Below are 17268 nucleotides of genomic sequence, written 5' to 3'. Positions count from 1 at the left end.
CCGGAGGCCGCGCGGCTCAGCGGCTGTTCTCGTCCTCGCCCGGCCCCGCGTGAGCCTTGTCGGCACCCGCTGCCCGGCCGGCTTCGGAAGTCCCCGTTCCGTCGAGGAACGCGGACCAGCCCTCCTCGGGTGCCTGGCCGACATCGAGCGTGGCAAGCTTCGCCAGCGTCGCCGGGTCCTGCGCATCCAGCCAGTCGGCCAGTTGCCGGAAGGAAACGCAGCGGACACCTTCCTTGGTGCAGACCGTCGCAATGGTGTCCTCGACTGCGCGCATGTAGGTGCCGCCGTTCCAGGACTCGAAGTGGTTACCGATGATCAGCGGGGCGCGGTTCCCGTCGTACGAGCGGTAGAAGGCCTGGAGCAGGCCGTCGCGCATCTGGTTGCCCCAGTACTCGTGCATGCCCGGATCGCCCTGTGTCTCGGTGCCGGACTGGTTGACCATGAAGTTGTAGTCCATCGACAGGGTCTCGAACTTGCGGCCCGGCACGGGGACGAGCTGCAGCGAGAGGTCCCAGACGCCGTCCTTCTTCTTCGGCCAGACCTGGTTGTTGACCCCGCTGGAGTCGTAGCGGAAGCCCATCGTCCGTGCTGCCGCCACCATGTTCTTCTGCCCTTCCAGGCAGGGGGTGCGGCCGCCGATGAGCTCCTTGTCGTAGTCGAAGGGAAGCGGCTTCTCCGCTTCGAGGCCCGGGTCGTTGGTCTTCCAGTTCTTCACGAAGGCCTTGGCCTGGCTGATCTCGCTCTTCCACTGGTCGACGGACCAGGTCCCGACGCCGCCCTCGGGGCCGCAGAAGTGCCCGTTGAAGTGGGTGCCGATCTCATTACCGTCCTCCCAGGCCCCGCGCACCTGGGTGATGGTGTTCCGGATTCCCTCGGTGTCGTTGAAGCCGATGTCGGAGCTGCCGACGTTGTGCTTCGGCGGGTCGTAGAGCTCCCGCTTGTCCTCCGGCAGCATGTACACGCCGCTGAGGAAGTACGTCATGTTCGCGTGGTACTTCCTGCCGACCTCGCGGAAGCGGGAGAAGAGCTTCTGGCTGTCCTCGCCTGCACCGTCCCACGAGAACACCACGAACTGCGGCGGCTTCTGACCGGGCGCCAGGCGCTTGGCCACAGGCTGCTTCGGCTGGCTGCCGGTGAACGCGGTGGACCCGTCGCCGATGAGCCGGAGAACGCTGTTGGGCGCGGCCGGGACTTCAGGGGCCTCCTTCTTCACCTCGGGAGCCCTCTTCACCTCGGGAGCCTTCTTCGCCTCAGGGGCCTCCTTCGCCTCAGGGGCCTTCTCCGCCGCCCCCGGGCCGGCGGCTCCGGTGTCGTCGCCGGAGCCGCCGGAGCACCCGGCCACTCCAGCGGTCAGAGCGACGGCCACGACGCCCAGGGCAACCCGCCCGGTGGCCGCCCTCTCCGTGGCGGCCCTCCGCGAAACGACTCTCGTCGTGGCAGCCATCATCCGCCCACCTCTTCCCTGCGGGTTATTCGCGTCGAAGTGCCGACACGGCGCGGTCAAGTTCGCACGCGGCCACTCGAGATCAGTAGGACATATTGAATGAAAAGATGCTTATTCACTTGAATGGGTGATCGACTTGCCCATTCGATCACAAGTGTGGACACAGATATTTACTCTCCATTACGATCTGTTTACTGAGAGTTGAGAAATCCCCGCCGCTGCACGCCTTGACCCACGGCCGCGTCACTACATTCCGCGACCGCGCTGCCCGGAGGAGACGGGAACATGTCTGCTTGCGTCCCCACTCGTCACAACCGCACATCCCGTAGTTCGCGTCCCTCGCGCGCCTCGGGAGTCAAGCGACCACACAGCCCGCCGCCACCGCGCGGTGGTCGATTCCGTATCGCGGGCGCCGATCTGTCCGCATCGATCACGGTTTTCCTGCTCGCCGTCCCCATGTCGCTCGGCCTTGCCGTCGCCATGGACGCCCCGCTGGAAGCCGGCCTCATCTCCGCCGCGATCGGCGGCATCGTCGCCGGACTGCTCGGCGGCACCCCACTCCAGGTAAGCGGCCCGTCCGCCGGGCTGACCGTGGTCACAGCCGAGTTGATCCAGATCTACGGCTGGCGCACCACCTGCGCGATCACCATCGGCGCCGGGCTGCTCCAGATCCTGCTCGGCTCGCTGCGAGCGGCGCGCAGCGCCCTCGCCGTCAGCCCCGCCATCGTCCACGGCACCCTCGCCGGGATCGGCGTGGCCATCGCGCTCGCCCAGCTGCACATCGTGCTCGGCGGCTCGCCACAGAGTTCGGCCGTCGCCAACGCCCTAGCGCTCCCCGATCAGTTGGGCCGGGTGAGCCCGGCCGCCCCGCTCATCGGCGTACTGACCATCACCATCCTGATCCTTTGGCCACGGATTCCGGGCGGGGTCGGCAGAGCCGTACGGCGGATTCCGGCCGCCCTCGCCGCGGTGGTGACCGCTACGGCGATGGCCGCGATCGTCGCGCCCGGCATCGCCCGGGTCGATCTGCCGTCCTGGCGCTCGCACGCCCTGCCCGAAATGCCGCACGGCCCCGTACTCGCCCTGGCCACCGCCGTCTTCACGGTGATGCTGGTGGCCAGCCTGGAATCACTTCTCGCCGCGGTGGCCGTGAACAAGCTGTCGGCCGACCGCGCCGCCGAGAGAACGGCCGCCCGGCCCAGTGCGGGTGCGATGTCGGCACCCGCCCAGGCGGGGGCCTCAACCGGGGCGCCCGCACCCGCGCTCGCACACGCACCTTCGCCGCCCACTCCGGCCGCGCCGCTCGCCCTGCCCGCCAGACGCTCCGATCTCGACCGCGAGCTGCGCGCCCAGGGCATCGCCAACACACTGTCCGGGCTGGTGGGAGGGCTGGCCGTGTCCGGTGGCGCGGTGCGCAGTTCGGCGAACGTACGCGCCGGGGCGACCGGACGCGCCTCCACCGTGCTGCACGGCGTCTGGGTGCTGCTCGCCACCGGACTGCTGGTCACCGTGCTGGAGTGGATCCCACTGGCCGCGCTCGCTGCGCTGGTGATGATGGTCGGGATCCAGATGGTGAGTTTCGCCCACATCCGCAACGTCCATAAGCACCGCGAATTCCTGGTCTACGGCGCGACGATCACCGGCGTGGTCGTCTTCGGCGTGCTGAAGGGCGTGGCGATCGGCATCGCGGTGGCAGTGGCGGTCGCCCTGCACCGGCTGGCCCGGACCCGGATCACGGTCACCGATCAGGGCGGACAGCATCTGGTCGTCGTACGCGGCCAGTTGACGTTTCTCGCGGTGCCCCGGCTCAGCCGTACGCTCGGCCAGCTGCCCCAGGGCGGGGATGCCGTCGTCGAGCTGGACGGCTTCTTCATGGATCATGCGGCGTACGAGGCGATCCAGGACTGGAGCACCACCCAGACCGCCCATGGCGGCAGGGTCGTGTTCACCGGCAGGTCCGGCAGCCGGATCGCCGAGCCCGCCTCGGCGGCGCACTCCTGCTGCCGCCCCTGGACACCGTGGCGCAACCACCACTGCCACGACGAGCCCGGCCGTACGCCCGGAGCGGACCACGGCCCCGGCGAACCGTCCACCGACGCCCGCCCCGACAGAGCCCACATCGGCAATGCCGGCAGTACCGCCAACGTCGGCAATATCAGCAACATCGGCAATGCTGTCACTACCGGCCGCATCAGCCCCGGCGGCGACCACCGCACCTCCCACGACGCGGCCCACGACGCTGCCCACGACGCGACCCACGGCACGGCCCCCGGCGCCCCGGGCAACACCCGCGCCAACGCCAACACCCCAGGTCGTGAGCCGGCCACCGCAGCCCCCCGCCCGACCGGCGGCAACCGGCTGGTCAGCGGTCTGAGTTCGTTCCAGCGCAACACCGCTCCGCTGGTGCGCGACGAGCTGGCCCGGCTGGCCGTCGAGGGGCAGCGCCCGTCCCAGCTCTTCATCACCTGCGCGGACTCCCGCCTCGTCACCAGCATGATCACGGCAAGTGGCCCGGGCGACCTGTTCACCGTGCGGAACATCGGCAATCTGGTGCCCCTGCCGAACGCCGAGTCGGGGGACCACTCGGTGGGTGCGGCGATCGAGTACGCGGTGGACGTGCTGAAGGTGGAGTCCATCACCGTCTGCGGGCACTCCGGCTGCGGAGCGATGCAGGCACTGCTGGGCGCCGAACCGGACCAGGAGAATCCGGTCACGTCCCTGTGGCGGTGGCTGAGACATGGGCTGCCGAGCCTGGAGCGGATGGCATCCCGGCACCACGCCTGGGCCCGGATCTCCGGACGACTGCCGACCGACGCGCTCGAGCAGCTCTGCCTCACCAATGTGGTCCAGCAGTTGGACCATCTGCGGGCACACGAATCGGTGGCTCGGCGACTCGCCGAGGGCACGATCCGGCTGCACGGCATGTACTTCCACGTGGGCGAGGCACAGGCCTATCTGCTGACCGAGGCGGCCAGCAGCGGACTGGAGCTCGACGAGGTCTTCGACCGGGTGGACCCCGGCGACGCCCCCAATTCCGGCGAGTTGGAACGCACGGGCGCCTGAACCGCATTCGTCCCAGGTCCGTGAGACCTTGTGGTCCTGCCTCCGCACTGCTCCGAGTCGCGCCGCGGCGCATTGCACAGCTCCCTCCGCACTGCGCCGTACCGCGTCGCACCGCACGTGGATGCGGGACCGTGTCTCCATACACGAGGCACAGGTCTAAACCAATTCCGGGCAGACACTTGTCACCCGGCCTTTGGCCTGATGAGCTATGCCCTGGGACACAACGGACACCCTGGGAATGGGAGATGTCGTGAGCAACGAAAGCTTGGCCAATCTGCTTCGTGAGGAGCGGCGGTTCGCACCGCCTGCCGATCTGGCCGCGAACGCCAACGTCAAGGCGGAGGCGTACGAGCAGGCCGAGGCGGACCGGCTGGGCTTCTGGGCAGAGCAGGCCCGTCGCCTGACCTGGGCCACGGAGCCGACCGAGACGCTCGACTGGAGCAACCCGCCCTTCGCGAAGTGGTTCGCGGACGGCAAGCTCAACGTCGCGTACAACTGCGTGGACCGCCACGTCGAGGCCGGCAATGGCGACCGGGTCGCCATCCACTTCGAGGGCGAGCCCGGCGACAGCCGCGCGATCACCTACGCACAGCTCAAGGACGAGGTCTCCCGCGCCGCCAACGCCCTCACCGAGCTCGGTGTCGGCAAGGGCGACCGGGTCGCCGTCTATCTGCCGATGATCCCCGAGGCCGCCATCGCGATGCTGGCCTGCGCCCGCATCGGCGCCGCCCACTCGGTGGTCTTCGGCGGCTTCTCCGCCGACGCCATCGCCGCCCGCATCCAGGACGCGGACGCCAAGGTCGTCATCACCGCCGACGGCGGCTACCGTCGCGGCAAGCCGTCCGCGCTCAAGCCCGCCGTGGACGACGCCGTCTCCCGTATCGACACCGTCGAGCACGTCCTCGTGGTCCGTCGCACCGGGCAGGACACCGCGTGGACCGAGGGCCGCGACGTCTGGTGGCACGAGATCACCGGCCGGCAGTCCGCCGAGCACACCCCCGAGGCCTTCGAGGCGGAGCAGCCGCTCTTCATCCTCTACACCTCCGGCACGACGGGTAAGCCGAAGGGCATCCTGCACACCTCCGGCGGCTACCTCACGCAGGCGGCGTACACCCACAACGCGGTCTTCGACCTCAAGCCGGAGACCGATGTCTTCTGGTGCACCGCCGACATCGGCTGGGTGACCGGCCACTCGTACATCGTCTACGGCCCGCTGGCCAACGGCGCGACGCAGGTCATGTACGAGGGCACGCCCGACTCCCCGCACCAGGGGCGTTTCTGGGAGATCGTGCAGAAGTACGGCGTCACGATCCTCTACACCGCGCCGACCGCGATCCGTACGTTCATGAAGTGGGGTGACGACATCCCCGCCAAGTTCGACCTGAGCAGTCTCCGGGTCCTCGGTTCGGTCGGTGAGCCGATCAACCCCGAGGCGTGGATGTGGTACCGCAAGCACATCGGCGCCGACAAGTGCCCGATCGTGGACACCTGGTGGCAGACCGAGACCGGCGCGATGATGATCGCCCCGCTGCCGGGCGTGACGGAGACCAAGCCGGGCAGCGCCCAGCGCGCCCTGCCCGGCATCTCGGCCACCGTCGTCGACGACGAGGCCAACGAGGTTCCGAACGGCGGGGGCGGCTACCTCGTCCTCACCGAGCCGTGGCCGTCGATGCTCCGCACCATCTGGGGCGACGACCAGCGCTTCATCGACACCTACTGGTCGCGCTTCGAGGGCAAGTACTTCGCGGGCGACGGCGCCAAGAAGGACGAGGACGGCGACATCTGGCTGCTCGGCCGGGTCGACGACGTGATGCTGGTGTCCGGGCACAACATCTCGACCACCGAGGTCGAGTCGGCGCTCGTGTCGCACCCCTCGGTCGCCGAGGCGGCCGTGGTCGGTGCCGCCGACGAGACGACCGGCCAGTCCATCGTCGCGTTCGTGATCCTGCGCGGTACGGCCGACGTCTCCGACGAGCTGGTCGCGGAGCTGCGCAACCACGTCGGGGCCACGCTCGGCCCGATCGCCAAGCCGAAGCGGGTCCTGCCGGTCGCCGAGCTGCCGAAGACCCGCTCCGGCAAGATCATGCGGCGCCTGCTGCGTGACGTCGCCGAGAACCGCAAGGTGGGAGACGTCACCACGCTGAGCGACTCCTCGGTGATGGACCTGATCCAGGCCCAGCTGCCGTCGTCCTCCTCCGAGGACTGACCACGGCAGACAGAACAGAGCGGTACGTCCCCGAGGGGCATCCGGCAACGCGCGGTTTCTAGCGGTCGTCGCAACACGTGGTTGATTCGATCAAGCCGCGAGTAGTTCATGCAGGCGCTCGGCTGGGGTTTCCCAGCCGAGCGTTTTGCGTGGGCGGCCGTTGAGTTCGGCGGCGACGGCAGCGAGGTGCTCGGGGGTGTGGGCGGCCAGGTCGGTGCCCTCGGGGAAGTACTGCCGCAGCAGGCCGTTCGTGTTCTCGTTGGAGCCGCGCTGCCAGGGGCTGGCCGGGTCGCAGAAGTAGACCGGGATGTCCGTGGCGACGGTGAACTCGCCGTGTCGGCTCATCTCGCCGCCCTGGTCCCAGGTCAGGGACCGCTTCAGATGGGCGGGCAGGGTCTTCACGGTGGTCACCAGTGCGTCCCGGACGGTTTCGGCTCCGTGGTCGCCAGGCAGGTGCAGGAGCATCACGTAACGGGTGGCCCGCTCGACCAGGGTTCCGACCGCGGACCTGCCGTTCCTGCCGGTGATCAGGTCGCCCTCCCAGTGTCCGGGCACCGCCCGGTCCTCGACCTCGGCCGGGCGCTCGCCGATCATGACCATTGGGGCGGCGAACCGCGGTCTGCGGGCGTTGTTGCTGTAGCCCTGCCGCACGAGACGGGAGTGTGCCTCCCGTTCCCGGGTCAGCTTCCGAGAGTCCTGAGGCGCCCGGTCCCCGCGGATCTCGAAGTCCATTGCAACATCCCCTGAGCTGGGATGTTGCAACGACTCCTGGAACCCAAGACGCGCCGGGTGCCCCTCGGGCATCTAAGGTGAAGATCACCGGATACAACCCCGCACACCACGGGTACAGTGGCAGTCGCGTCAATAAAGCAATAAGAAATCTCCACAGGGTGTGCCGGGAAGTCTGGTCGGCAAGTGCATCAGCCATGCCATCGCTGCCGTACCGACCCGGAGGTCTCCACTCGTGGCCGCGCCCACCCCCGCACCCCCTTCGCCCCGCCGCACCCTGTTCGGACGGCTGTCCCTCCCCGAGCGGAACTACCTCGCTGAGGCTCTGCGCACCGAGACCGTCGGCGGCATGATCCTGCTGGTCGCCGCGATAGCCGCCCTGGTGTGGGCGAACACCTTCGGTTCCAGCTACGCGTCCGTCAGCGACTTCCACTTCGGCCCCCAGGCGCTGGGCCTCAATCTCTCCGTGGAGCACTGGGCGGCGGACGGGCTGCTCGCGATCTTCTTCTTCGTCGCGGGTGTCGAGCTCAAGCGGGAACTGGTCGCGGGCGAACTGCGCGACCCCAAGGCAGCCGCCCTCCCGGTCTTCGCCGCGCTCTGCGGAATGGCGGTCCCAGCCGTCGTCTACACGCTGGTGAACGTGGTCGGCGGAGGTTCGACGGACGGCTGGGCAGTGCCCACCGCCACCGATATCGCCTTCGCGCTCGCCGTCCTCGCGGTCATCGGCACCTCGCTGCCGAACGCGCTGCGCGCCTTCCTGCTGACCCTCGCCGTCGTCGACGACCTCTTCGCGATCCTGATCATCGCGGTCTTCTTCACCGAGCAGATCGACTTCCTGGCGCTGACCGGCGCCTTCATCGGCCTGGCCGTCTTCTACCTGCTGCTGCGCAAGAACGTACGCGGCTGGTACATCTACGTACCGCTCGCCCTGGTCATCTGGGGCCTGATGTACAACAGCGGCGTCCACGCGACGATCGCCGGTGTCGCGATGGGTCTGATGCTCCGCTGCACCAGGCGGGACGGCGAGACCCACTCGCCCGGCGAGTACATCGAGCACCTGGTCCGCCCGCTGTCGGCCGGTCTCGCCGTACCGCTGTTCGCCCTCTTCTCGGCCGGCGTCTCCCTCTCCGGCGACGCGCTGGCGAACGTCTTCATCCGGCCCGAGACCCTCGGCGTCGTCCTGGGCCTCGTCGTCGGCAAGACCGTGGGCATCTTCGGCGGCACGTGGCTGGCCACCCGTTTCACCAAGGCGGAGCTGAACAAGGAGCTGGCCTGGGCGGACGTCTTCGCGGTCGCCTCGCTCGCCGGCATCGGTTTCACCGTCTCGCTGCTCATCGGCGAGCTGGCCTTCGCCGGCGACGAGGGCGTGATCAACGAGATCAAGGCCGCCGTACTGATCGGCTCCCTGACGGCCGCCGTGTTCTCCGGTGTACTGATCAGGCTCCGGGTACGCAGATACCGGGCGCTGCACGAGGCCGAGGAGCTCGACGAGGACGAGGACGGGGTGCCGGACATCTACGAACAGGGCGACCCGGCGTACCACCTGCGGATGGCCGCGATCCACGAGAGGAAGGCGGCCGAGCACCGTCGCCTTGCCCAACTGGCGGGGGCAGCGAGCAACGAGCCGGACAGTCCGGCATGATCTGACACCAGATGTGTTGAGCAGCAGGACTGGAGAGGGAGTCAGGGATGAGCGACCCCGGCAACAACGCGGGCAGCGCCGACCGCAGTCTCGGGCAGCTGGTCGCCGCGGCGACGGCCGAGATGTCCGCACTGGTGCACGACGAGATCGCCCTGGCCAAGGCAGAGGTGCGGCAGGACGTCAAGCGCGGGGCGATCGGCAGTGTGGCGTTGATCGTCGCGGCCGTGCTGCTTCTGTTCATGATGCCGATGCTGAGCTTCGCGGCCGCCTACGGGATCCACAACCTGGGCCTGGGTCTCGCGTGGTCGTTCCTGATCGTGGCCGGCGGGTTCTTCCTCCTGGCCGTCCTGCTCGGGCTGATCGGCTGGCTCAAGTTCAGGAAGGTCAAGCCGCCGGAGAAGTCCATCGCTTCGGCGAAGCAGACGGCGGCCGTGCTGCAGGGCGTCAAGCCGCACCCGCGGCCCGCCGTCACGGCGAGGAAGAGCCTCCCGACCGCCTCGGGCAGCACGCTGACGGGCAAGGCCATGGAGAAGGCTCCGGTCAAGGACAAGGGCTCCTCTGTGGCACGCTCGTCCACATGACGGTCCCCGATTCCAGCGCATTCGACCCGGTAGGCCCCGTAGGCCCGGAAGGTCAGGCAGCCCCTGCGGACAGGGACGGCCGGACAGGCTCGGGCAGCCGGGCAGGCTCGGGCGGCGCCTCAGACACTGCAAGCTCTGCGGGCCCTGCAAGCTCAACCGGCTCAGCAGCCTCGGTCGGCCCGGCCACCCCAGCCGCTCCGAGCGGCTCACCCGCCCCAGCTGCCCCAACCACCTCACCCGCCCCGGCCGGCTCCGGCGGGCCCGTGCGGATCGACGGGCCGTGGACCCACCGGGACGTGGCGGCGAACGGCGCGCGTTTCCACATCGCCGAGCTCGGCGAGGGCCCGCTGGTGCTGCTGCTGCACGGCTTCCCGCAGTTCTGGTGGACCTGGCGCCACCAGCTCACCGCGCTGGCCGACGCCGGTTTCCGGGCCGTCGCGATGGACCTGCGCGGGGTCGGCGGCAGCGACCGTACGCCCCGGGGTTACGACCCCGCCAACCTGGCGCTCGACATCACCGGCGTGATCCGCTCGCTCGGCGAACCGGACGCGGCCCTGGTCGGCCATGACATGGGCGGCTACCTCGCCTGGACCGCCGCGGTGATGCGTCCCAAGCTGGTGCGCCGCCTCGTGGTCTCCTCGATGCCCCATCCGCGCCGCTGGCGCTCCTCGATGCTCTCCGACTTCGCGCAGTCCCGGTCCGGCTCGTACATCTGGGGTTTCCAGCGCCCGTGGGTACCGGAGCGTCAGCTCGCCGCGGACGACGCGGCGTTGGTCGGCCGGCTGATCCACGAATGGTCCGGCCCCCGGACGCCGGACTTCCCCGACGACGCGACGGTGGACGTCTACCGCCGCGCGATGTGCATCCCGTCGACGGCGCACTGCTCGATCGAGCCGTACCGCTGGATGGTGCGTTCCCTCGCCCGCCCTGACGGAATCCAGTTCAACCGGCGGATGAAGCTGCCGGTACGGGTACCGACACTGCACCTGCACGGTTCACTCGATCCGGCGATCCGCACCCGGAGTGCGGCGGGCTCCGGCGAGTACGTCGAAGCGCCCTACCGCTGGCGACTTTTCGACGGTCTGGGGCACTTCCCCCACGAGGAGGACCCGGCCGGGTTCTCGGCCGAACTCATCAGCTGGCTCAAGGATTCGGAGCCCGATCGGTAGCCGTAGGGGCACGGTTGTCCGCCGAACGGCCAATTGCCCGGCGCATAGGCCAATTGGCTGACGGATGGGCGGTTACCGACCATGAGGCACGGGCAGACGTCCCGGTATGGGCTGGACGCACGACTTCGGTGACACAGCACGCAACCGCCGCTCGACCGCCACGGCGAGTCCGAGCACTCATGAGGGGGACGGCCCCCAGGGCCGGGTGCACGATATGCAGGTTCTGCATGACCCCCGGCTCGGTATTCCGCGCATTCTGCGCCGTCGGGCCCGCTGGGTCTCGGCGCGGCTGCGCCATCCACGCGGATGATGTCCGCCCCGCCCGGCCGGTGAGAGCTCACCGGCCGGGCGGGGCTTCATCACACTTCCAAGGCGCTCAGAGCGCGCACGCCTGGCTGTCGACCTGCTGGTTGGCGGAGCGGCCTCGCTCGATGTCCTGGCGGATCTCGTCGGCCGTCAGCGCGTAACCGGTGTCGGGGTCGTCGAGCGACTTGGCGAACACGACGCCGTACACCTCGCCCGCGGGGGTCAGCAGCGGTCCGCCGGAGTTGCCCTGACGGACCGTCGCGTAGAGCGAGTACACATCGCGGTGGACGGTGCCCCGGCGGTAGATGTCCGGGCCGCCGGCTTCGATACGGCCCCGGACCCGCGCCGCCCGGACGTCGTACGAGCCGTTCTCCGGGAACCCCGCGACGATGGCGCTGTTCCCCGTCCGGGCGTCGCGGTCGGTGCCGGCGAACCGCAGCGGCTTCGCGTCGAGGTCCGGTACGTCGAGCACGGCGATGTCGCGCCGCCAGTCGTACAGGACGACCTTCGCGTCGTACAGCCGCCCCTGGCCGCCGATCTGGACGGTCGGCTCGTCGACCCCGCCGACGACATGGGCGTTGGTCATCACCCGGCGGTCGGAGAAGACGAAGCCGGTGCCTTCGAGGACCTTGCCGCAGCTCGGGGCCGTGCCGACGACCTTGACGATGGACTGCTTGGCGCGGGCCGCTACGGGGCTGCCCACCAGCGCCGGGTCCGGGGCCTTGACCTCGGTGATCGGCTCGCTGGCGAACGGGCTGAAGACCTGCGGGAAGCCGTTCTGCGCGAGGACCGAGGAGAAGTCCGTGAACCAGGTGGAGGCCTGTGTGGGCATCACCCGGGAGATGCCGAGCAGGACCGAGGAGCTGCGGACCTCCTTGCCCAGCGTCGGCAGTGTGGTGCCGGCCAGCGCGGAGCCGATCAGCCAGGCGACCAGCAGCATCGCGACGACGTTGACCAGGGCGCCGCCGGTGGCGTCGAGGGCGCGCGCGGGCGACCAGGTGATGTACCGGCGGAGCTTGTTGCCCAGGTGGGTGGTGAAGGCCTGGCCCACCGAGGCGCAGACGATCACGATGACGACGGCGACGACGGCTGCCGTCGACGAGACCTCGGAGCCGTCCGTCAGCTGGTCCCACAGGACCGGCAGCAGGTAGACGGCGACGAGGCCGCCGCCCAGGAATCCGATCACCGACAGGATGCCGACGACGAACCCCTGTCGGTAGCCGATGACCGCGAACCACACGGCGGCGGCCAGCAGCAGGATGTCCAGCACGTTCACCGTCTATAGCCTCGCAGATTCGTCACCGGGCCCGTTCCTTCTGCTGGGTCCGGGCGGGGCCGGACAGCGCAGCACGGGAGTCAGCCTGTCATGCGCGCCAGTCGAGCGGCACCTGCTTGGCCCTGTCCCAGGGGCGCTCCCAGCCCGCGAAGTGCAGAATTCGGTCGATCACTCCGGCCGTGAAACCCCAGACCAGGGCAGATTCGACCAGAAATGCCGGGCCCCGGTGGCCACTGGGGTGGACCGTGGTCGCGCGGTTGGCCGGATCCGTGAGATCCGCCACGGGAACGGTGAAGACCCGGGCCGTCTCGCCCGGATCGACGACGCCGACCGGACTGGGCGAGCGCCACCAGCCGAGGACCGGTGTCACGACGAAGCCGCTCACGGGGATGTAGAGCCGGGGCAGCACGCCGAAGAGCTGGACCCCGCGCGGATCGAGGCCGGTCTCTTCCCGGGCCTCCCGCAGAGCGGCCCTGAGCGGCCCTGTCGTCGCCTGGTCGCCGTCCTCCGGGTCCAGGGAGCCGCCGGGGAAGGAAGGCTGCCCGGCGTGGGAACGCAGGCTTCCGGATCTCTCCATGAGGAGCAGTTCGGGGCCGCGCTCCCCCTCGCCGAAGAGCACGAGCACGGCGGACTGCCGCCCTGCGCCGCTCTCCGGCGGGAGGAAGCGGCTGAGCTGGTCGGGCTCGATGGTCCGCGCGGCGCGGGCCACGGGGTCGAGCCAGGCGGGCAGCCCCTCGGTCGTGACGGTGATCGTGCCGTCCCCGCCGGCTCCCGCCGTGGCGGCGGCCGCCGCGACCGCCGCGGCGGGGCTGACCGCTGCGGGGCCGGTCGCTGCCGGGTTTCCCATGGCGGAGGCGGCAGGCGCGGCAGGTCCTGCGGCTGCGGGGCCGGCCGCTGCCGGGCTTTCCGCTGCGGGCGCGGCTGCCGTTTCCGTGCTCTGTTCGTGCGTCTTCATAGGCACCCCTCGTCTCACAACGCCTGTCATCACGCATTTCGTTCCGGCCGTTGCGGTCACCCGTGCCGTTCCGGCCACATCGACCGTCCGGCGGCCGGTGCCGGGTGTCAGCCCGCTCCGAGGGCCGGCGCGGGCTTGCCGGGGTAGTCCGCGGGCGGGCTCAGCCGCTGGCCCGGCTGTCCGCCCATCTCGTACTTCAGCAGCTTCCTGGCCTTCTCCGGATCCGTCTCGCCCTCGCCGTACGCCGGGCAGAGCGGGGCGATGGGGCAGGCGCCGCAGGCGGGCTTACGGGCATGGCAGATGCGGCGGCCGTGGAAGACGACCCGGTGCGAGAGCATCGTCCACTCGCTCTTGGGGAAGATCGTGGCGATCTCGGCCTCGACCTTCTCCGGGTCCTCCTGCTCCGTCCACTTCCAACGGCGGACCAGACGGCCGAAATGGGTGTCGACGGTGATCCCGGGGACCCCGAAGGCATTGCCCAGCACGACGTTGGCGGTCTTCCGGCCGACCCCCGGCAGCGTGACGAGATCGGCGAGCCGGCCCGGTACCTCACCGCCGAAGTTGTCCCTGAGCGCCACGGAGAGGCCTATCAGCGACTTGGTCTTGGCCCGGAAGAAGCCGGTCGGCCGGATCAGCTCCTCCATCTCCTCCGGGACAGCGGCGGCCATGTCCTCGGGGGTGGGGTAGGCGGCGAAGAGCGCGGGAGTGGTCTGGTTGACCCTCAGGTCGGTGGTCTGGGCGGAGAGGACCGTGGCGACCAGGAGCTCGAAGGGATTGCGGAAATCCAGCTCGGGGTGGGCGTACGGATAGAGCTCGGCGAGCTCGCGGTTGATCTTGCGGGCCCGGCGCACCATCGCCAGCCGCGACTCCGGCTTCGTCGTCGGTTTCGTCGTCGGCTTCGTCTTCGCCGAGGACTTCGCCGTGGCCTTCGCTGCGGCCGCCGTGGCCTTCACGGCCGGCTGCTTCGCCGGCTTCCCCACCGACTCGCCGGTGTGGCGTTTTGTCGCTCTTTCCGGGCGAATGGCACCCTGTTCGCCCACAGCGGAATCACGGCCTCCCGACACCCCATCAGCCCCCTTGGCCTGCGCTCTCACCGGCGATTTGGACACCCGGCCAGCCTAGAGCCACACACCGACATCTGCCCCCGTCACCGTGCATCCGCCACCAATCGGCCCCCTGCCGCACGATTGGGCACGCCCGTGCGTCAAACTGGTTTGTGATTGATCGCACTGTTTTACCGTCCGGCATGATGGGGACCACGGTTCCCTGAACAGGCCGACAAGGAGAGAACTCGTGGACGACGTTCTGCGGCGCGCCCCGCTTTTCGCGGCGCTCGATGATGAGCAGGCCGCGGAGCTCCGCGCCTCGATGAGTGAGGTGACCCTCGCACGCGGCGACGCGCTCTTCCACGAGGGCGACCCGGGTGACCGCCTCTATGTGGTCACCGAGGGCAAGGTGAAGCTCCACCGCACCTCCCCCGACGGGCGCGAGAACATGCTGGCGGTCCTCGGCCCCGGCGAGCTGATCGGTGAGCTGTCGCTCTTCGACCCGGGCCCCCGCACCGCGACCGCGACCGCGCTGACCGAGGTCAAGCTCCTCGGCCTCGGCCACGGCGACCTCCAGCCCTGGCTGAACGCCCGCCCCGAGGTGGCCACGGCCCTGCTGCGCGCCGTCGCCCGCCGCCTGCGCAAGACCAACGACCAGATGTCCGACCTGGTCTTCTCCGACGTACCGGGCCGCGTCGCCCGCGCCCTCCTCGACCTGTCTCGCCGCTTCGGCGTCCAGTCGGAGGAAGGCATCCACGTCGTCCACGACCTGACCCAGGAAGAGCTGGCCCAGCTGGTCGGCGCCTCCCGCGAGACGGTCAACAAGGCGCTCGCCGACTTCGCCGGACGTGGCTGGCTGCGCCTTGAGGCGCGCGCCGTCATCCTGCTGGACGTGGAGCGCCTGGCGAAGCGGTCCCGCTAGCCGGACCCCTCCTCCGCACGACGTGGAAGGCCCCGCCGCCCGGTGGGGCCTTTCCGCGTTCCGCCGCAGGTCAGATCAGCCCGTGCTCGCCCAGGTACTCCAGCTGGGCCAGCACCGAGAGCTCCGCGGCGGGCCACAGCGACCGGTCCACGTCCGCGTACACCTGCGCCACCACCTCCGAAGCCGTCCGGTGCCCGGCCTCGACCGCCGTCTCCACCTGGGCCAGCCGGTGCGCCCGGTGCGCGAGGTAGAACTCGACCGCGCCCTGCGCGTCGTCCAGCACCGGACCGTGCCCCGGCAGCACCGTGTGCACGCCGTCGTCGACGGTCAGCGAGCGCAGCCTCCGCAGCGAGTCGAGGTAGTCGCCGAGCCGCCCGTCCGGGTGCGCGACGACCGTGGTGCCGCGCCCGAGGATCGTGTCCCCCGTCAGCACCGCCCGGTCGGCGGGGAGATGGAAGGAGAGCGAGTCCGCGGTGTGCCCCGGGGTCGGCACGACCCGGAGTTCCAGGCCGCCGGTGGTGATCACATCGCCCGCGGTCAGCCCCTCGTCGCCCAGTCGCAGCGCCGGGTCCAGGGCACGAACCTTCGTACGGGTCAGCTCGGCGAACCGGGCCGCGCCCTCCGCATGGTCGGGGTGCCCGTGGGTCAGGAGCGTGAGCGCGATCCGGCGGCCGGCCCGCTCGGCGGTGTCGATGACGGCCCGCAGGTGTATGTCGTCCAGCGGGCCCGGGTCGATGACGACCGCGAGATCGGAGCCGGGCTCGGCGACGATCCAGGTGTTGGTGCCGTCCAGCGTCATCGGCGAGGCGTTGGGGGCGAGGACGTTGACGGCGCGGGCCGTGGCGGGGCCGGACAGGACCGTGCCTCGCGGCTGTCCGGGCAGCGCTGCCGCATTGCTCATACGGATTCGCCTCCCACGCCACCGGGCCCCTCGCCGGAGCCACCACCAGGCCCCTCGCCGGGACCGCCGCCGGGACCGCCACCGGCCGGCCCGCCCGGGATGCGCTTGGTGAACTCGTCGTGCCCCGGCCAGCTCAGTACCAACTCGCCGCCCTCCAGCCTCGCCTGTGCCAGCACCGGCGTGAGGTCCTGGGAATCCGCCGCCTTCAGGGCCTCGGCGGCCGTCCCGTACGGCCTCAGCGCCCGCAGCGTCGACACGGTCGGCGGCATCATCAGCAGCTCGCCCCGGTCGTATCCGTCGGCCGCCTCGCCGGGCCGGATCCATACCGTCCGGTCGGCCTCCGTGGAGGCGTTGCGGGTGCGCTGGCCCTCGGGGAGCGCGGCGACGAAGAACCAGGTGTCGTAGCGGCGGGGCTCGAACTCGGGCGTGATCCAGCGCGCCCACGCGCCCAGCAGGTCCGAACGCAGCACCAGACCTCGCCGGTCCAGGAACTCGGCGAAGGACAGCTCCCGGGCGACCAGTGCCTCGCGGTCGGCCTCCCAGTCGGCACCGGTGATGTCGCTGACCACCGTGTCGGCGCTCGGCCCCGCGAGCAGGACGCCCGCCTCCTCGTACGTCTCCCGGACCGCCGCGCAGACGATGGCCTGGGCCTCGGCCGGAGTCCCGACGCCGAGCCGCTCGGCCCAGCTCTCCAGTGCGGGCCCGGCCCAGCCGACGAGCCGGTCGTCGTCGCGCGGGTCGACCCCGCCACCCGGATAGGCGTACGCCCCGCCGGCAAAAGCCATCGAGGTCCGGCGGCGCAGCATGTGGACGGCGGGACCGCCCTCGGTGTCAGCGGCGGAATCCCGGAGCAGCATCACGGTGGCGGCCCGCTTCGGCGTCGCGGCGCTCAGTTCACCTGCGGCGAGTGCCCGGATCCGGTCGGGCCATTCCGGTGGGTACCACTGACCATTGGACATGGCCGGAGGCTATCCGGAACCGCGCCGATGTTCGAGAGGTGCAGTGATCCGTACACGCCCCGTGCATGC

At 70.2% G+C, this 17268-nt stretch carries 13 protein-coding genes and 1 pseudogene; 7 read left to right on the top strand and 7 right to left on the bottom strand.

Translation table 11 applies throughout. The annotated features are described in order from the left end of the window. Positions 1-16 precede the first annotated feature (16 nt). On the bottom strand, positions 17-1447 hold the full coding sequence (locus ACFYY7_RS29915) for a hypothetical protein (protein WP_388666344.1): 1431 nt from the start codon (positions 1445-1447) through the stop codon (positions 17-19). A gap of 282 nt (positions 1448-1729) precedes the next feature. On the opposite strand from ACFYY7_RS29915, the gene ACFYY7_RS29910 reads away from it, so the two are divergent. Both ACFYY7_RS29910 and acs read left to right on the top strand, forming a co-directional pair. Next, positions 1730-4507 carry a SulP family inorganic anion transporter gene (locus ACFYY7_RS29910; RefSeq protein WP_388666341.1) on the top strand — a complete coding sequence of 926 codons (2778 nt, stop codon included), beginning with the start codon at positions 1730-1732 and terminating at the stop codon, positions 4505-4507. Positions 4508-4715: 208 nt separating this feature from the next. Beyond that, the gene (acs, locus tag ACFYY7_RS29905; protein WP_388666338.1) at positions 4716-6713 is read left to right on the top strand and encodes an acetate--CoA ligase; all 1998 of its coding nucleotides are present in this window, start codon (positions 4716-4718) and stop codon (positions 6711-6713) included. A gap of 90 nt (positions 6714-6803) precedes the next feature. On the opposite strand, the pseudogene ACFYY7_RS29900 reads toward acs, so the two are convergent. Continuing rightward, positions 6804-7343 (bottom strand): annotated as a pseudogene (locus tag ACFYY7_RS29900) (IS30 family transposase); the annotation flags it as partial. 334 nt (positions 7344-7677) lie between these two features. On the opposite strand from ACFYY7_RS29900, the gene nhaA reads away from it, so the two are divergent. The 4 genes from nhaA to ACFYY7_RS29880 all read left to right on the top strand — a co-directional run bounded on the left by nhaA (position 7678) and on the right by ACFYY7_RS29880 (position 11144). After that, a complete protein-coding gene (nhaA, locus tag ACFYY7_RS29895; RefSeq protein ID WP_388666335.1) occupies positions 7678-9084 on the top strand; it encodes a Na+/H+ antiporter NhaA in 1407 nt (468 codons plus the stop codon). Positions 9085-9131: 47 nt separating this feature from the next. Next, positions 9132-9665, top strand: a complete 534-nt coding sequence (locus tag ACFYY7_RS29890) for a phage holin family protein (protein ID WP_388666332.1) — start codon at positions 9132-9134, stop codon at positions 9663-9665. Beyond that, positions 9662-10834 carry an alpha/beta fold hydrolase gene (locus ACFYY7_RS29885; RefSeq protein WP_388666330.1) on the top strand — a complete coding sequence of 391 codons (1173 nt, stop codon included), beginning with the start codon at positions 9662-9664 and terminating at the stop codon, positions 10832-10834. Before ACFYY7_RS29890 ends, ACFYY7_RS29885 begins: the two co-directional genes overlap by 4 nt. A gap of 106 nt (positions 10835-10940) precedes the next feature. Next, positions 10941-11144 (top strand): hypothetical protein, encoded by a 204-nt coding sequence (locus tag ACFYY7_RS29880; RefSeq protein WP_388666327.1) that lies wholly within the window; start codon positions 10941-10943, stop codon positions 11142-11144. Between the two features lie 66 nt (positions 11145-11210). On the opposite strand, the gene ACFYY7_RS29875 is transcribed toward ACFYY7_RS29880, so the two are convergent. From ACFYY7_RS29875 to nth, 3 genes are all read right to left on the bottom strand, one after another. Further along, on the bottom strand, positions 11211-12416 hold the full coding sequence (locus ACFYY7_RS29875; protein WP_388666324.1) for a MarP family serine protease: 1206 nt from the start codon (positions 12414-12416) through the stop codon (positions 11211-11213). Between the two features lie 88 nt (positions 12417-12504). Beyond that, entirely contained in the window at positions 12505-13263 is a 759-nt protein-coding gene (locus tag ACFYY7_RS29870) for an NUDIX hydrolase (protein WP_388666632.1), read from the bottom strand. Between the two features lie 215 nt (positions 13264-13478). Then, on the bottom strand, positions 13479-14411 hold the full coding sequence (gene nth, locus ACFYY7_RS29865; protein ID WP_388666321.1) for an endonuclease III: 933 nt from the start codon (positions 14409-14411) through the stop codon (positions 13479-13481). Between the two features lie 253 nt (positions 14412-14664). On the opposite strand from nth, the gene ACFYY7_RS29860 reads away from it, so the two are divergent. Continuing rightward, a complete protein-coding gene (locus ACFYY7_RS29860; protein WP_014046869.1) occupies positions 14665-15339 on the top strand; it encodes a Crp/Fnr family transcriptional regulator in 675 nt (224 codons plus the stop codon). 70 nt (positions 15340-15409) lie between these two features. On the opposite strand, the gene ACFYY7_RS29855 is transcribed toward ACFYY7_RS29860, so the two are convergent. Both ACFYY7_RS29855 and ACFYY7_RS29850 read right to left on the bottom strand, forming a co-directional pair. Continuing rightward, positions 15410-16240 carry an MBL fold metallo-hydrolase gene (locus ACFYY7_RS29855; protein WP_383711872.1) on the bottom strand — a complete coding sequence of 277 codons (831 nt, stop codon included), beginning with the start codon at positions 16238-16240 and terminating at the stop codon, positions 15410-15412. Then, the gene (locus ACFYY7_RS29850; protein WP_388666318.1) at positions 16237-17199 is read right to left on the bottom strand and encodes an NUDIX hydrolase; all 963 of its coding nucleotides are present in this window, start codon (positions 17197-17199) and stop codon (positions 16237-16239) included. The genes ACFYY7_RS29855 and ACFYY7_RS29850 overlap by 4 nt, the downstream gene beginning before the upstream one ends. Positions 17200-17268 lie beyond the last annotated feature (69 nt).

It is taken from the genome of Streptomyces sp. NPDC001933, assembly GCF_042890955.1.
Lineage (GTDB): Bacteria > Actinomycetota > Actinomycetes > Streptomycetales > Streptomycetaceae > Streptomyces.
The sequence above is the reverse complement of the archived record's forward strand: the minus strand, read 5'-3'. Positions and strand labels throughout refer to the sequence as shown.

Coding starts and splice junctions, on each gene's coding strand:
- ACFYY7_RS29915 (WP_388666344.1), bottom strand. CDS start 1,447: ATGATGGCTGCCACGACGAGAGTCGTTTCGCGGAGGGCCGCCACGGAG.
- ACFYY7_RS29910 (WP_388666341.1), top strand. CDS start 1,730: ATGTCTGCTTGCGTCCCCACTCGTCACAACCGCACATCCCGTAGTTCG.
- acs (WP_388666338.1), top strand. CDS start 4,716: ATGCCCTGGGACACAACGGACACCCTGGGAATGGGAGATGTCGTGAGC.
- ACFYY7_RS29890 (WP_388666332.1), top strand. CDS start 9,132: ATGAGCGACCCCGGCAACAACGCGGGCAGCGCCGACCGCAGTCTCGGG.
- ACFYY7_RS29885 (WP_388666330.1), top strand. CDS start 9,662: ATGACGGTCCCCGATTCCAGCGCATTCGACCCGGTAGGCCCCGTAGGC.
- ACFYY7_RS29880 (WP_388666327.1), top strand. CDS start 10,941: ATGGGCTGGACGCACGACTTCGGTGACACAGCACGCAACCGCCGCTCG.
- ACFYY7_RS29870 (WP_388666632.1), bottom strand. CDS start 13,263: ATGGGAAACCCGGCAGCGACCGGCCCCGCAGCGGTCAGCCCCGCCGCG.
- ACFYY7_RS29855 (WP_383711872.1), bottom strand. CDS start 16,240: ATGAGCAATGCGGCAGCGCTGCCCGGACAGCCGCGAGGCACGGTCCTG.
- ACFYY7_RS29850 (WP_388666318.1), bottom strand. CDS start 17,199: ATGTCCAATGGTCAGTGGTACCCACCGGAATGGCCCGACCGGATCCGG.